General features: G+C 33.7%; 18 protein-coding genes. 13 read left to right on the forward strand and 5 right to left on the reverse strand.

The genetic code is table 11. From position 1 onward, the window contains the following. Positions 1-31: 31 nt before the first annotated feature. From ACFEMA_RS13115 to ACFEMA_RS13130, 4 genes are read right to left on the reverse strand one after another with little or no spacing between them, the layout of a single operon-like run. On the reverse strand, positions 32-754 hold the full coding sequence (locus ACFEMA_RS13115; protein ID WP_411768664.1) for an ion transporter: 723 nt from the start codon (positions 752-754) through the stop codon (positions 32-34). Between the two features lie 12 nt (positions 755-766). Next, positions 767-1,765: a GTPase ObgE gene (gene obgE, locus ACFEMA_RS13120; protein WP_411768665.1), complete on the reverse strand. Its 999-nt coding sequence runs from the start codon at positions 1,763-1,765 to the stop codon at positions 767-769. 32 nt (positions 1,766-1,797) lie between these two features. After that, the gene (locus ACFEMA_RS13125; RefSeq protein WP_411768666.1) at positions 1,798-2,007 is read right to left on the reverse strand and encodes a PLDc N-terminal domain-containing protein; all 210 of its coding nucleotides are present in this window, start codon (positions 2,005-2,007) and stop codon (positions 1,798-1,800) included. 6 nt (positions 2,008-2,013) lie between these two features. Then, positions 2,014-3,123 (reverse strand): adenylate kinase, encoded by a 1,110-nt coding sequence (locus tag ACFEMA_RS13130; RefSeq protein WP_411768667.1) that lies wholly within the window; start codon positions 3,121-3,123, stop codon positions 2,014-2,016. A 131-nt stretch (positions 3,124-3,254) separates the two neighbouring features. On the opposite strand from ACFEMA_RS13130, the gene ACFEMA_RS13135 reads away from it, so the two are divergent. The 13 genes from ACFEMA_RS13135 (at position 3,255) to ACFEMA_RS13195 (ending at position 12,074) form a co-directional block, all read left to right on the forward strand. Continuing rightward, on the forward strand, positions 3,255-4,412 hold the full coding sequence (locus tag ACFEMA_RS13135; RefSeq protein WP_411768668.1) for a 5-(carboxyamino)imidazole ribonucleotide synthase: 1,158 nt from the start codon (positions 3,255-3,257) through the stop codon (positions 4,410-4,412). Further along, a complete protein-coding gene (gene purE / locus ACFEMA_RS13140; RefSeq protein WP_411768669.1) occupies positions 4,409-4,891 on the forward strand; it encodes a 5-(carboxyamino)imidazole ribonucleotide mutase in 483 nt (160 codons plus the stop codon). The genes ACFEMA_RS13135 and purE overlap by 4 nt, the downstream gene beginning before the upstream one ends. An 86-nt stretch (positions 4,892-4,977) precedes the next feature. Next, on the forward strand, positions 4,978-5,796 hold the full coding sequence (locus tag ACFEMA_RS13145) for a hypothetical protein (protein ID WP_411768670.1): 819 nt from the start codon (positions 4,978-4,980) through the stop codon (positions 5,794-5,796). A gap of 5 nt (positions 5,797-5,801) precedes the next feature. Next, the gene (locus ACFEMA_RS13150; protein ID WP_411768671.1) at positions 5,802-7,835 is read left to right on the forward strand and encodes a M3 family metallopeptidase; all 2,034 of its coding nucleotides are present in this window, start codon (positions 5,802-5,804) and stop codon (positions 7,833-7,835) included. Between the two features lie 2 nt (positions 7,836-7,837). Continuing rightward, the gene (locus tag ACFEMA_RS13155; protein ID WP_411768672.1) at positions 7,838-8,140 is read left to right on the forward strand and encodes a barstar family protein; all 303 of its coding nucleotides are present in this window, start codon (positions 7,838-7,840) and stop codon (positions 8,138-8,140) included. A gap of 45 nt (positions 8,141-8,185) precedes the next feature. Beyond that, the gene (locus ACFEMA_RS13160) at positions 8,186-8,563 is read left to right on the forward strand and encodes a hypothetical protein (RefSeq protein WP_411768673.1); all 378 of its coding nucleotides are present in this window, start codon (positions 8,186-8,188) and stop codon (positions 8,561-8,563) included. A 45-nt stretch (positions 8,564-8,608) separates the two neighbouring features. Next, positions 8,609-8,956 carry a hypothetical protein gene (locus ACFEMA_RS13165; protein WP_411768674.1) on the forward strand — a complete coding sequence of 116 codons (348 nt, stop codon included), beginning with the start codon at positions 8,609-8,611 and terminating at the stop codon, positions 8,954-8,956. Positions 8,957-9,003: 47 nt separating this feature from the next. Beyond that, complete coding sequence (locus tag ACFEMA_RS13170; RefSeq protein ID WP_411768675.1) at positions 9,004-9,507, forward strand: GbsR/MarR family transcriptional regulator; 504 nt, start codon at positions 9,004-9,006, stop codon at positions 9,505-9,507. Between the two features lie 104 nt (positions 9,508-9,611). Then, the gene (locus tag ACFEMA_RS13175; RefSeq protein WP_411768676.1) at positions 9,612-9,911 is read left to right on the forward strand and encodes a hypothetical protein; all 300 of its coding nucleotides are present in this window, start codon (positions 9,612-9,614) and stop codon (positions 9,909-9,911) included. 3 nt (positions 9,912-9,914) lie between these two features. Continuing rightward, entirely contained in the window at positions 9,915-10,295 is a 381-nt protein-coding gene (locus ACFEMA_RS13180; RefSeq protein WP_411768677.1) for a hypothetical protein, read from the forward strand. A gap of 25 nt (positions 10,296-10,320) precedes the next feature. Beyond that, positions 10,321-11,196, forward strand: coding sequence for an SAM-dependent methyltransferase (locus ACFEMA_RS13185; RefSeq protein ID WP_411768678.1), 876 nt, complete (start codon positions 10,321-10,323; stop codon positions 11,194-11,196). A 57-nt stretch (positions 11,197-11,253) separates the two neighbouring features. After that, positions 11,254-11,811 (forward strand): sigma-70 family RNA polymerase sigma factor, encoded by a 558-nt coding sequence (locus tag ACFEMA_RS13190; RefSeq protein ID WP_411768679.1) that lies wholly within the window; start codon positions 11,254-11,256, stop codon positions 11,809-11,811. A gap of 2 nt (positions 11,812-11,813) precedes the next feature. Next, positions 11,814-12,074, forward strand: coding sequence for a hypothetical protein (locus ACFEMA_RS13195; RefSeq protein ID WP_411768680.1), 261 nt, complete (start codon positions 11,814-11,816; stop codon positions 12,072-12,074). Here ACFEMA_RS13195 and ACFEMA_RS13200 read toward each other — a convergent pair. Then, a complete protein-coding gene (locus tag ACFEMA_RS13200; RefSeq protein WP_411768681.1) occupies positions 12,054-12,878 on the reverse strand; it encodes a hypothetical protein in 825 nt (274 codons plus the stop codon). The two genes, ACFEMA_RS13195 and ACFEMA_RS13200, sit on opposite strands and share 21 nt — an antisense overlap. Positions 12,879-12,986: the final 108 nt, after the last annotated feature.

Here is a 12,986-nt window from a genome sequence, read left to right on the forward strand (position 1 = left end):
TTTTTATTTAAAGATATGAAATTTAGAAGATTTACTTTTTAAAGGAATTCTCTGGCTCTTCTTCGACGACCTTGGTCAATGATGAAGAAATGATACCTGTAGGAATAGCAACAATACCAAGACCAATTAAAAGAATAAAAAAGGTAAACATTCTTCCACCAATTGTTATGGGATAAACATCCCCATAGCCCACAGTTGTGAGGGTGATAATGGCCCACCAAAGGCTGTCGAAAATAGACGAAAAATGTTCTGGCTGAGCCTCATTTTCAAAATAATAAATGCCAACTGCTGAGAAATAAATCAGTATTAAGGTCACACCCATAAAAAGTATGATTTGCTCTTTAGACATTAACATGGCCTTGGTAAACTGGAGCATAGCCCTATTATAACGCACTAACTTTAATAGTCTAAATAATCTTAAAAGTCTTAGTAATCGCAATGATCTTAAATCTATCCCGAAAGAAAGATAAAAAGGCAAAATTGCAAATAAATCGATGAGTCCAAAAAAGCTGAAAATAAATTTGAATTTGCGTTCTGCAACATATATCCGAAGAATATATTCTATTGAGAATACAATGACACAGAAGATTTCAATAGCATTTAATAGTTGGCGATTCTCAGCAGATAAATTTGGTAACGTTTCTAAAGAAAACGTAATAACTGAAAGTATGATAAGAAACTGAATAAATAACCCAAAGAACTTACTTCTCTTGTTATTGCTATACTCAACAATATTTTTAATGTCTTGTTTCATAGACTTAAAAATCTAATCATTCAATAATTTCCAAAGTTTATCCTTTAGTTCCTGAAGTCCTTGTTGTGCAACAGATGAAATGAACATATAGTCTAAAGGCAGTTGTTTATCCAACTCTTGCTTCATTTCAGATTTTAACTCATCATCCAACATGTCTGACTTAGAGATCACCAATAAACGTTCTTTGTCTAACATTTCAGGATTATACCTTTTCAGTTCATCCAAAAGAATATCGTACTGTTCCTTAATATCTTTTGCATCTGCAGGAACTAAAAAAAGTAGGATGGAGTTACGTTCAATATGTCTTAGAAAATAATGCCCTAATCCTTTGCCTTCTGCTGCTCCTTCAATAATCCCGGGAATATCAGCCATAACAAACGATTGAAAATCTCGATACTGCACAATGCCTAAATTAGGCTTAAGCGTTGTAAATTCATAGTCTGCAATTTTTGGTTTTGCAGCAGTCAACACTGAAAGCAAGGTTGATTTTCCAGCATTTGGGAATCCTACCAAGCCGACATCAGCCAATACTTTAAGTTCAATGGTAATATCTCTTTCTTCATGCGGAATCCCAGGTTGAGCATACCGTGGTGTCTGGTTTGTAGAACTTTTAAAATGCCAATTTCCACGTCCTCCCATACCGCCTTCAGCGACTATTTTCTCTTCACCATCCTCAGTGATTTCAAATAAAATGTCGTTGGTCTCTGTATCCCTAACTACGGTACCTAAAGGCACCTCAACATAAGCATCTTCCCCATCGCCACCGGTGCTTCTACCACTGCTACCATGCTCACCATGACCAGCTTTTATATGTCGTTTATATTTTAAATGGATCAGTGTCCAGAGGTTTGAATTTCCTTTAACAATAACATGACCTCCCCGACCACCATCACCACCATCCGGACCGCCTTTGGCAATATACTTTTCACGATGTAAATGCGCAGACCCTTTGCCTCCGTTACCAGAAGTGACGTGCATTTTTACATAATCGACAAAATTACCTTCAGTCATCTAAATTGTTTAATGTGTATTTGTTTAAGCGTTTATTTGATGCGTTTCGATCTACCAATAATGAAGTAAAGTAATGAGCCTAGAACAGGCAAAAACAAAACAACCAAAATCCAAATGAACTTTTCATTACCCCTAAAGTTGTTCTTAAGTATACTGATTAATGCAATTAAAGGGAAAGCGAGAATTAGTAGACCGAAAATAGTCCAGAAGATCAATCCCATTTCCGAAGTTACAAAATCCATGATTACTTATATTTTATCTATTACTTTGCTTAAACGCTCTGTTATCTCTTCAATACTACCTACTCCATCAACACCAAAATACTTATTTTGATCGGAATAGTAATTTTTTAATATGGCTGTCTTAGAATAGTATTCAGTAATACGGTTTCTAATAATAGTTTCATCTGCATCATCAGGCCTACCACTTGTTTTACCTCGTTCTAATAGTCGTTTTACCAACACCTCATCATCAACCTCAAGAGCTATCATAGCGTTAATTTGAGAGTCTTTGCTATCCATCAATTCGTCCAAAGCCTTTGCTTGTGCATCTGTTCTTGGAAAACCATCGAAGATAAAACCTTTGGCATCTGTATTTTTTTCTACCTCTTTGTTCAGCATATCAATCGTCACTTGGTCTGGGACTAATTGTCCTTTATCCATATAAGATTTTGCCAACATGCCGAGAGCAGTTTCATTTTTAATATTATATCTAAAGACATCTCCGGTTGAAATATGTACCAAGTCGTATTTTTCCTTCAGAAAATTAGCTTGTGTTCCTTTACCTGCACCTGGAGGGCCAAATAGAACGATATTAGTCATGTGTTGTGTTGTTTTTAATTGGTATATTTCTGGTAAATCTCTTCCAAGGCCGTTATAATCCAAACCGTAACCGACAATAAATTTGTCTGGGATTTCAATACCTACATAATGTAATTTAAAATCTTTTTTATAGGCTTCTGGTTTGTAAAACAATGTGGCTATTAAAAGCTGTTTTACATTTTCATTCTTAAAAATGCGATGTACTTCTGCCAAAGTATTCCCAGAGTCTATGATATCTTCTAAAATAACCACTGTTCTCCCCGTTAAATCTTGAGTTAAACCGATTAAACGTTGAATATCTTCTGAAGATTTTAAGCCTTCATAAGAAGCCAATTTTATAAACGTGACCTCGCATGGGTGAGGGTATTTCTTCACAAAATCACTTACAAACATAAAAGACCCATTAAGAATACCTACAAATACTGGCATCTCATCTTTTAGGTCTTTAGAAATTGCATCTACCATGTTTTGCACAGCGGCATCCAATTCCTTAGTATTTATAAATGGTTTAAAATGTAAATCGTGAAGTTTCAGCAATGGTTATAATTTTAAAAACGCAAAGATAATCAATAGATTGGGGATTAGCGATTTTTCATTTCTAATTTTGAAGGACTGTATTATTAAACGTATTTTTGTGATTGATAATCAAAAGACCTTTTATTGCTTCAATGAATCATTTTTCTTCAGATTTTAAACTCGGAATTTTAGGTGGTGGACAGCTTGGCAAAATGATGCTCTACACTACTAGAAAATTTGACATTTACACCAAAGTCATGGATTCTAGTGAAGAAGCTCCTGCCCGATTGGCTTGTGACGAATTTATTAAAGGAGATATCTTAGATTACGACTCGGTGCTTCAATTCGGTAGAACCGTTGATGTTTTGACCATTGAAATAGAAAATGTAAATGTTGATGCTCTTGAAACTTTGGAGGACGAAGGCAAAAAAGTGTTTCCATCTTCAAAAACACTGAGGACCATTCAGAATAAAGCGACACAGAAACTGTTTTATACCGATCATGATATCCCGACAGCACCATTTCATAGGTTTGCGTATACTTCAGAAATTAAAGATGCCTTATCAAATGGTGGCCTAAGTCTACCATTTGTTTGGAAAAGTACACGCTTTGGCTATGATGGTAATGGTGTGAAGATTGTTAGAAATCTCAGTGATTTAAATGACCTTCTGAATGTAGAATGTATTGCCGAAGAACTGATCCCTTTTGAAAATGAACTTGCAGTCATCGTAGCTCGAAACGAAAGTGGTTCAGTTAAAACGTATCCAGTTGTAGAAATGGAATTCCACCCAGAAGCCAATCAGGTTGAATATGTGATTTGCCCTGCCAGAATCCCTGATGAAATTGCACAAAAAGCAACCGATGTAGCTCTGAAAGTTGCAAATGCCATTCAACATGTAGGTTTATTGGCTGTAGAAATGTTTCAAACAAAAGATGATAATATCTTAGTGAATGAAGTTGCACCAAGACCACACAACTCTGGTCATTACAGTATTGAAGGGAGTTACACAGATCAGTTTGAACAACACATAAGAGCCATTTTAAATTTACCGCTTGGTAAAACAGAAAGTACTGTTGCAGGTGTTATGGTAAATCTGGTCGGAGCTGAAAACCATACTGGAGATGTGGTTTATGAAAATATTGAAAGCATAATGAATATGGACGGTGTAACACCACATATTTATGGCAAAAAACAGACGCGTCCGTTCCGAAAAATGGGACACGTTACTATAGTAGATAGTGATATTAATAAAGCAAGGGCCATTGCTGAGGACGTAAAAAAATCAATTAAAGTAATTAACACAAAATGAGTAAAGTAGCTGTAATAATGGGAAGCAAGAGTGATTTGCCTGTGATGCAAGATGCTATTGATATCCTAAAAGGTTTTGATATTGAAGTGGAAGTGGATATTGTGTCTGCACACCGCACTCCAGAAAAATTATTTGACTTCAGTAAAAATGCACATACCAGAGACATTAAAGTAATTATTGCTGGTGCTGGAGGTGCTGCCCACTTACCAGGAATGGTGGCTTCCTTATCTCCGTTACCTGTCATTGGCGTACCTGTAAAAAGTAGTAATTCTATTGACGGTTGGGATTCTGTGTTATCCATTCTTCAAATGCCCGGGGGTGTTCCTGTGGCAACTGTCGCTTTAAACGGTGCTAAAAACGCTGGTATTTTAGCGGCTCAAATCATTGGTAGTTCAGATCAATGTGTTTTAGACAAGATTATGGTCTATAAAGAAGGTCTTAAAGCCAAGGTAATAGATTCTGCTAAGGGTTTGAAATAGTTTCAACCAAAAAGGAGGTTGTTGGCGATAGTAACAATCCATTTTTAAATTTCCTATAGATAATGATGAGGCACTTATTGGTATTCATGTTTTTAATTCATCTGATTTTTGGGTGTTCTAGTAATGACAAACCTAATTTTCCGATTGAGGAATTTATATCAGAAGTACCAGAATTAAAAAATAATGAGGATTATTTTCAGTATTGGAATCAGTTAAGGAGTTATGACCAAAATGTTGTAATGAACGCTAAAAATGAAATTGAATATGACTCTCTTTGTTTTATCGGCATGCTAAAATCTGCGTTGTATTTTGAGAAATATGACACTTCAATTTTTAAATCAAATCCAAGTGCTCCAGCATTAAATCTTACTCATAATCAAATTGCACAATACAATTTGGATTTTTGGCCTTTAATTATTGCACAGCAAAAAGCAACAGGGAAGATGCATAATTTCCCTGGCTATCAACTAGAATCAATAATTGGAAACTTTTATAATTATTCCGTTTTTAATCAAGACTCCATTTACCCCGAGCTTTTAGAAAAGTTGAAGAGTTACGAAGAGTCAAATATTTCTCAGTCACTTTTAAAGTCATACAAAAAACAGCAATTACTTAACACCTTAGATTTGAAATCGGTTATTGGCAGGTGGGTTACACAACATTTTAAAGATGTACCCAATGAGCGTGTTGAATATTTTCAATTCTCAATTATGTCGGATGACAATATTTACTTGCAAAGAGAACATAGACTACAGCAACTTAAACTAGTAAAAGAAAATGACAATCATAAAATCTTTGAAATTTTAGATTCGCCTTTGGGTTGGGTATACAAATTATCAACCGATGGGAACTTGACTCTTATTAATGAACATAATCAAACACTTATTGATTACAAAAAAGCATAATAGAAATGAATATTCTAAATAACACATTCAACACACCATACAACACAGCGCCATTTTCCAAAATAAAAACGGAAGATTTTATGCCCGCTTTCAAAGAAGCTATTAAAAGAGCAAAGGTTGAAATAGATGTTATTACTTCAAATGACGACGCACCTACATTTGAAAATACGATTGAGGCATTAGATTACTCTGGTGAAGAACTAGATCGGATATCGAGTATCTTCTTCAACCTTAATTCGGCTGAAACTAATGATGACATTCAGAAAATTGCTCAAGAAGTTTCACCATTATTGTCCGAGTTTAGTAACGACATCACCTTAAATGAAGAATTATTTAAACGCGTTAAAGCGGTCTATGAACTAAAACCTCAACTTAATTTAACTACGGAACAATCCACTTTATTGGACAAAAAGTATAAAGGCTTTTCTCGAAATGGCGCGAATCTTCCTAAGGATAAAAAGGAGAAGTTAAGAGCCATTGACAAAGAATTAAGCAAGCTAAAATTGACGTTTGGTGAACATATCTTAGCAGAAACCAATCGTTTTGAAATGCACCTCACTGACGAAAAAGATGTTTCGGGTTTACCTGATGGTGCCAAGGAAGCCGCAAAGCAATTGGCAGAGTCTAAGGATAAAGAAGGCTGGATAATCACATTAGATTACCCAAGCTATATCCCCTTTATGACCTACGCGGACAATAGAGCATTACGAGAAAAATTATCTAAAGCATTCGGCAGAAAAGGATTCCAAAATGATGAGTTAGACAATCAAGATATTGTATTAAAAATTGCAAATCTAAGATTTCAACGCGCGCAATTGTTAGGTTATAAAACACATGCGCATTTTGTTTTAGAAGAACGCATGGCAGAAACACCAGAAAAGGTTGAGTCATTTTTAAATGAATTGTTAGATAAAGCTAAGCCTGCTGCAATAGAGGAATTCCAGACACTTTCGGATTTTGCAAAAGAAAAAGACGGTATAAAGATTTTACAAAAATGGGATGGGGCTTATTATTCTGAAAAATTGAAACAAAAACTGTTCGATTTGGATGATGAACAACTAAAGCCCTACTTTAAATTAGAGAATGTTATTGATGGGGCTTTTACAGTAGCTGAAAAACTATTTGGACTCCAATTTAAGCGTACAGACACCATTGACAAATATCATGAAGAAGTCATGACATACGAAGTTTTAGATGAAACTGGTGCACTAGTTTCAATCTTCTATGCAGATTTTTTCCCAAGGTCAGGAAAACGTAACGGTGCCTGGATGACATCCTACAAACCCCAAATGATTAAAGATGGAGTCAATGAACGTCCTCACGTGTCTATTGTCTGTAATTTTACAAAACCGACAAAAAGCAAACCTTCGCTATTAACTTTTAATGAAGTGACAACCTTATTCCACGAATTTGGTCACGCCTTGCATGGCATGCTCGCAAACACCAAATACCCAAGCCTATCAGGAACGAGTGTGTATTGGGATTTTGTAGAATTGCCAAGCCAGATTTTAGAAAATTGGTGTTATGAGGAAGAGACCTTAAAGCTGTTTGCCAAACACTATGAAACTGGTGAAGTCATACCAATGGAACTCATAGAAAAAATTAAAGCCGCAGCAACCTTTCAAGAAGGCATGCAAACCTTAAGACAGTTGAGCTTTGGACTTCTTGATATGTCCTGGCATGGTATTAAGCCTTCAGAAATAACAGATGTAAAGAACCATGAAGCTGAAGCATTTGAAGGCACAAACCTCTACCCCGATGTTAGCGAGAATTGCATGAGTACTTCTTTTGCTCATATTTTTCAAGGTGGGTATTCTTCTGGCTACTATAGTTACAAATGGGCAGAAGTCTTAGACGCTGATGCTTTTGAGTATTTTAAGGAAGAAGGTATTTTTAATAAAAACGTTGCTAATAAATTTAAAATTCATATTCTCTCTCAGGGTGGCACTGATAATCCGATGACATTGTATAAAAAGTTTAGAGGACAAGAGCCAAAACCAGAGGCTTTGTTAAGGCGGGCGGGGTTGATGAAAAATTAATTATGATCGTCTTTAATATAAATGGAAAGAAAATAAAGGATTGGAAATCATTTCATATCATCTTCAAAAAAGAAATGAATTTTCCAGACTATTATGGTGAAAACATGGATGCTTGGATAGATTGTGTAGAGGATTTGGCAAATGAAATTGAAGAGTCATTAGTCATTAATATTAAGCATGGAAAGTTTATAAAAGACAATAATCCAGATATTCTTGAAGCAATTCTAGAATGTTCAGCATTTATAAATAACAGAAGATTAAACCAAGGCGAAAAACCAAATATCATAGTTTCTGCAAATTTTTAAGATTATATAATCAAAATAAGGGAGTCCATTTAGCGTTTAGGTTTTATGACTATTTTGAAACTAATCGGGCACCTATTAATTATCGTTCTTTTAACAGCTATTACTCAAGTTGGAGGACTAATCTGGTTAATTTCAATTTTAATCTCAAGTATAAAAAATTGGAAAAAACGATATGTATTCAGTATCACTTATCTCTTATTTAACCTCATATTAATCCCGCCAATTGCATCTCATTTTGGCAGAGAACAATTGCCATGGTTTAATACTAATTTAGAAACCAAAAATTGGTTTTACCCATTAGCATTTAGGAATTATGTAAAACCAAAATTAAAAATAGTATTACTTGAAGCTTCAAAAGCCAGTGAAACAAAAATCACTTATTTAGATGCAAATTTTCCTTTTTTTGATGGCTTCCCTTTATAACCACATTTAAGTCATAACGATGGTAAAAAGATTGATTTGAGTTTTATGTATTTTGATAAAAATGGAGAATCCACAAATAAAAAACCTTCTATTTCTGGTTATGGAGTATATGTGAATGATGAGAACCCAACAACAAATCGTTGCATTAATCAAGGGTACTGGCAATATGATTTCACAAAATATTTATCATTTGGTTTAAGTAGCGACTTACAGATAGATAAAAAATCTACAACTTCATTACTTAAATCCCTTGTTTTTATATCTGAAACTCAAAAGTTATTTATTGAGCCATATTTAAAACATTCTTTGAGTTTAGAAAACGAATCCAAGATTAGATTTCATGGATGCCAAGCAGTTCGACATGATGATCATATTCATTTACAAATAAAATAAACTTTCAATAATTATTGAAAGTTTAAAATATTTTATATATTTGTTATATGGAATATCAAGAAGCCAAAGAGAAGTTTATCAGTACATGGGGAGGTTTAGGTTCTCTATGGGGCATTAATAAAGCGATGGCACAGATACAAGCACTCCTTTTTATTTCTACACAACCACTTTCTATGGAAGATATCATGGAAGATCTTAAAATTTCTAGAGGTAATACCAGCATGAATTTAAGACAATTGATGGATTGGGGAATTGTAACCAAAGTTTTAATTTCTGGTGAGCGCAAAGAGTTTTTTACTACTGAGAAAGATGTACAGGAATTGGCACGTATTGTTGCTAAAGAACGTAGCCGACGAGAAATTAAACCAGTTATTAAAGTACTTGAAGACGTATCTTCTATTAAAGATGATGGTACTGAAAAAACAAAAGAACTAATTAAGCAAACAAAAGCCCTGAACACCCTAACACAAGACCTAGATAGTTTAATGAACAAATTGGTGGAGCAAAAACAAAACTGGTTGACTAAATCCGTCTTTAAATTGATAAAATAATTTTTTTTGATAATACTTTCAATTTTTTCTGAAAGTTTAAAATATATAAAATGAATTACAATATAATCACATACAGTATATACCTTCCAATTATATGCTTCATAATGATAATAATTGGCTGGTTAGTATATAAAAATGGTGAAGTATTCTTATTAAACCTATTTAATGGAAATGTGGAACTTGCAAAAAGTGTTAACAAAATTTTGTTAGTTGGTTATTATCTAACAAATATCGGCTATGCTGTAATAACAATTGCTTATTGGCAAGATCTAACTTCTTTAGCAGACATGATTAGCTCTTTAGGAACTACTCTTGGTAGAATCATTTTACTGCTAGCAGTTTTGCATTACAATAATATTTTTTGGTTAAAACAACTCACAAAGACTAAAATTCAAAATCAATAAATCATGGAAAATTCAAAAATCATTATCGGTTACATTATTTATTTGCCAATAGTAATAACTCTAACTATCTATATTTCCAAGATGCTCTTCAAAAATGGAAGGTTATTTATGATAGACATCTTTAAACGAAAAGAAGACATTGCTTTGGCAACAAACAAGTTGTTTGAAATTGGTTTCTATTTAATAAATATTGGCTTCGCTTTATACATAATGGAAATTTACTACTATCAAAATAATGAAATGAGTTACCAAACACTTATGGAGATTTTAAGTAAGAAAATAGGTGGTTTTACAATTTACTTGGGGGTCATTCTGTTTCTAAATCTCTTTCTCTTCTTCAGAGGAAGGAGCAAATCAAGGAAAACTATTCTGAAACCAAACTAACAATAATTTTAACAATTCATAAACTATGAAAACACAATCCATACCACAAAGCTTCTACTCAGAACAAAACAAAATAGAAATCACAGATTTCTACAACGAAGCAACTGAAGATTATGAATTTTGGAGTAAGGACTACAATATGCATTTTGGCTATTTTATTCCTTTTAAAACAAATCCTTTAAAGCGTGATTCTATGCTCAATGAAATGAATCATCAAGTAATAAAACGACTAAATATAAATTCTAAAAAGCATCGACTTATTGATTTAGGTTGTGGCATGGGCAGCACTATGCGTTTTGCTTTACAGCGTCATAAAAAAATGATTGCTTACGGAGTTACTTTATCAGATTTTCAATTAAAGGAAGGAAACAAGTTACTGAAAGGTAAAAATGGTATCATCCTAAAAGAAAACTACAATGACATCTCATTTAGGTCAAATAGCTTTGATTCTGCAGTCGCAATTGAAAGTTTCTGTCATTCTGGTCATAGCAGAAACTCAATAAAAGAAACTTTCCGAGTTCTTAAACCTGGAGGACGCTTAGTAATTGCTGATGCATTTCTAAAGAAAGATCCTAAACACCTTTGTAAAGGTGGTAAATATGCTTATAACCGACTATGTAGTCATTGGAGTCTTGAAAAATTAGAAACTAGAGACCATTATAAAACCTTACTTAAAGATGTTGGGTTTAAAGACATTACCTTTGATAATGTTTCAATGAGAGTTGCACCTTCTGTATTACATGTGCCTTTTGCAATCCTTAGTTTTATTCTAAAGAAAGTATTCAGCTTTCAACCTATAAAAAAAGAAAGTCTGCATAATCTAAAAGGGTCTTTTTATGCACTTTTAAGTGGTTTACACATGAAAGATTTTGGATATTATGTAATTAGTGCAACAAAGTAAATGGGGATGTTGTATTATTATTTTTGCCTATTTTTGAAATAACTTTTAAATAAGCAAATGCCAAAACACCAACTTGATCCTAATAATTGGGTGTCCCTATATTCCGATTACTTATTTAATTACACGATAACCCGTGTAAATAATAGGGAAATTGCGCAGGACTTGATTTCCGAAACATTTTTAGCGGGACTCAAATCCATGGCTAATTTTAAAGGTGAGGCTAGTGAACGGACGTGGTTGATTTCAATTTTAAAACGTAAAATCATTGACCATTACCGTAAAAAGAATTCAAAAAAAGGAAAGGCGGAAGTCCGGATGTCCTATAATTCAGATGCTGAAACTGAAGGAGACTGGCTAGAAGAACGTGTTGCTGATCCCTTTGATAAAACGGCTGAGGATACTATGGAAAATTCAGAATTAGGAGAGGCAATTTTTAGTTGTTTATCTAAATTGCCAGAGAAACAAGCTGAAGTTTTTAAGATGAAAACCATTCTAGGTTACGAAACTGAAACTATTTGTAATGAATTAAATATTACAGCGTCTAACCTATGGGTGATTATACATAGAGCACGTACTGCCCTGGCAGAATGCATGGAAGAAAACTGGTTAAAATAAAAATGAAAAAAAACGTATTTTTTATTAGTTGCGAAGAAGCAAAACACATCTGTGACAAAAGACAATATGATGAGGCTTCGGTATGGGAACGAGTTAAATTAGCCGTTCGCCTATCGTGGTGTCGTATTACACGCGCCTATTCTAAAAGAAACAATAAACTTACAGATGTTATTAAATCATCTAGTGTAGAGGTTTTAAAACAAGATGAGCGTCAAAAACTAGAGAACGCCTTTAAAAACGAACTAGTAAAACAAAATCAATAACACTAGCCATACTATTGGCACACTCTCCACTATAAACGAGCTATAGTATTTCGCTTGATTTTTTCTCGACCCCATCAACAATATTAGAATTAGTAGTATCATTATTAAATGAGTTAATACAGTATTAGAAACCAATTCATCTTTCAGGAATTCCAGGTTAAAAATTAGGATTAACACCAACGCCCCAATACCTTTTGTGTTTTTAATTCCTATTGTCTGTGGGATGGTAGATAACTTTAAACTATCGTATTTTAAATCCCTGATTTCAAAAGGCAATGTCAAAACCACTACAAGCAAAAACCTTTGAATACAAGTAATCACAACATCCCAATTAAAATCCAATTCAGCATTATATACTGGTAACCCAACTGTAATCGATGCCCAAACTAATGCTATCACGTAAATTTTTAGGCCACCTATCTGCCTTAGGTTTTTATTTTCATCAAAAACGTAATGCTTTGGTACTAAAGGAATGGCATATAAAAAAGTAATGACCCCAAAACAGCTCAAATAGATTAGTGTTCTCAATTCTAACTGCAGAGCAAAATATACCATCGCAACAGTACAAATCAATGAAAAAACCTGTATAATCTTTAACCAATTCGCCAAGCTACGATGATGAAATTTTGCTAACCCGAAGTACTTCACAAAATTATAACCAGATATTGTTGCAAATCCAACAAAAATCAAAATGTTAAAATCCGTTACAATATTAAAATACACGTAAGTAATTTGAGTAAAGGCAACAACGGCTAATGCCACATGAATACTGCTGTTAATATAAAAGTCGAAAAGTCGTTGCATAACCCTCATAAGGTAAAAATAATCAAAGTGTTAACAACACCCATAATCAGTTAAAAACTTTAGGTAATGTTAACTAAAAAGCATGCTTATTTATGTATTTTTGCATAT

Origin of the sequence: Winogradskyella sp. A3E31, assembly GCF_046720935.1 — a bacterium.
In the GTDB taxonomy this organism is placed as follows: Bacteria; Bacteroidota; Bacteroidia; order Flavobacteriales; family Flavobacteriaceae; genus Winogradskyella.

Bases quoted from the DNA above. Each gene is read 5' to 3' on its own strand.
- ACFEMA_RS13185 (WP_411768678.1), top strand. From the start codon at position 10,321: ATGAAAACACAATCCATACCACAAAGCTTCTACTCAGAACAAAACAAA.
- ACFEMA_RS13160 (WP_411768673.1), top strand. From the start codon at position 8,186: ATGACTATTTTGAAACTAATCGGGCACCTATTAATTATCGTTCTTTTA.
- ACFEMA_RS13145 (WP_411768670.1), top strand. From the start codon at position 4,978: ATGTTTTTAATTCATCTGATTTTTGGGTGTTCTAGTAATGACAAACCT.
- ACFEMA_RS13195 (WP_411768680.1), top strand. From the start codon at position 11,814: ATGAAAAAAAACGTATTTTTTATTAGTTGCGAAGAAGCAAAACACATC.
- ACFEMA_RS13165 (WP_411768674.1), top strand. From the start codon at position 8,609: ATGTATTTTGATAAAAATGGAGAATCCACAAATAAAAAACCTTCTATT.
- ACFEMA_RS13115 (WP_411768664.1), bottom strand. From the start codon at position 754: ATGAAACAAGACATTAAAAATATTGTTGAGTATAGCAATAACAAGAGA.
- ACFEMA_RS13190 (WP_411768679.1), top strand. From the start codon at position 11,254: ATGCCAAAACACCAACTTGATCCTAATAATTGGGTGTCCCTATATTCC.
- ACFEMA_RS13175 (WP_411768676.1), top strand. From the start codon at position 9,612: ATGATAATAATTGGCTGGTTAGTATATAAAAATGGTGAAGTATTCTTA.
- ACFEMA_RS13180 (WP_411768677.1), top strand. From the start codon at position 9,915: ATGGAAAATTCAAAAATCATTATCGGTTACATTATTTATTTGCCAATA.
- ACFEMA_RS13125 (WP_411768666.1), bottom strand. From the start codon at position 2,007: ATGGATTTTGTAACTTCGGAAATGGGATTGATCTTCTGGACTATTTTC.
- ACFEMA_RS13150 (WP_411768671.1), top strand. From the start codon at position 5,802: ATGAATATTCTAAATAACACATTCAACACACCATACAACACAGCGCCA.
- ACFEMA_RS13135 (WP_411768668.1), top strand. From the start codon at position 3,255: ATGAATCATTTTTCTTCAGATTTTAAACTCGGAATTTTAGGTGGTGGA.
- obgE (WP_411768665.1), bottom strand. From the start codon at position 1,765: ATGACTGAAGGTAATTTTGTCGATTATGTAAAAATGCACGTCACTTCT.
- ACFEMA_RS13170 (WP_411768675.1), top strand. From the start codon at position 9,004: ATGGAATATCAAGAAGCCAAAGAGAAGTTTATCAGTACATGGGGAGGT.
- purE (WP_411768669.1), top strand. From the start codon at position 4,409: ATGAGTAAAGTAGCTGTAATAATGGGAAGCAAGAGTGATTTGCCTGTG.
- ACFEMA_RS13155 (WP_411768672.1), top strand. From the start codon at position 7,838: ATGATCGTCTTTAATATAAATGGAAAGAAAATAAAGGATTGGAAATCA.
- ACFEMA_RS13200 (WP_411768681.1), bottom strand. From the start codon at position 12,878: ATGCAACGACTTTTCGACTTTTATATTAACAGCAGTATTCATGTGGCA.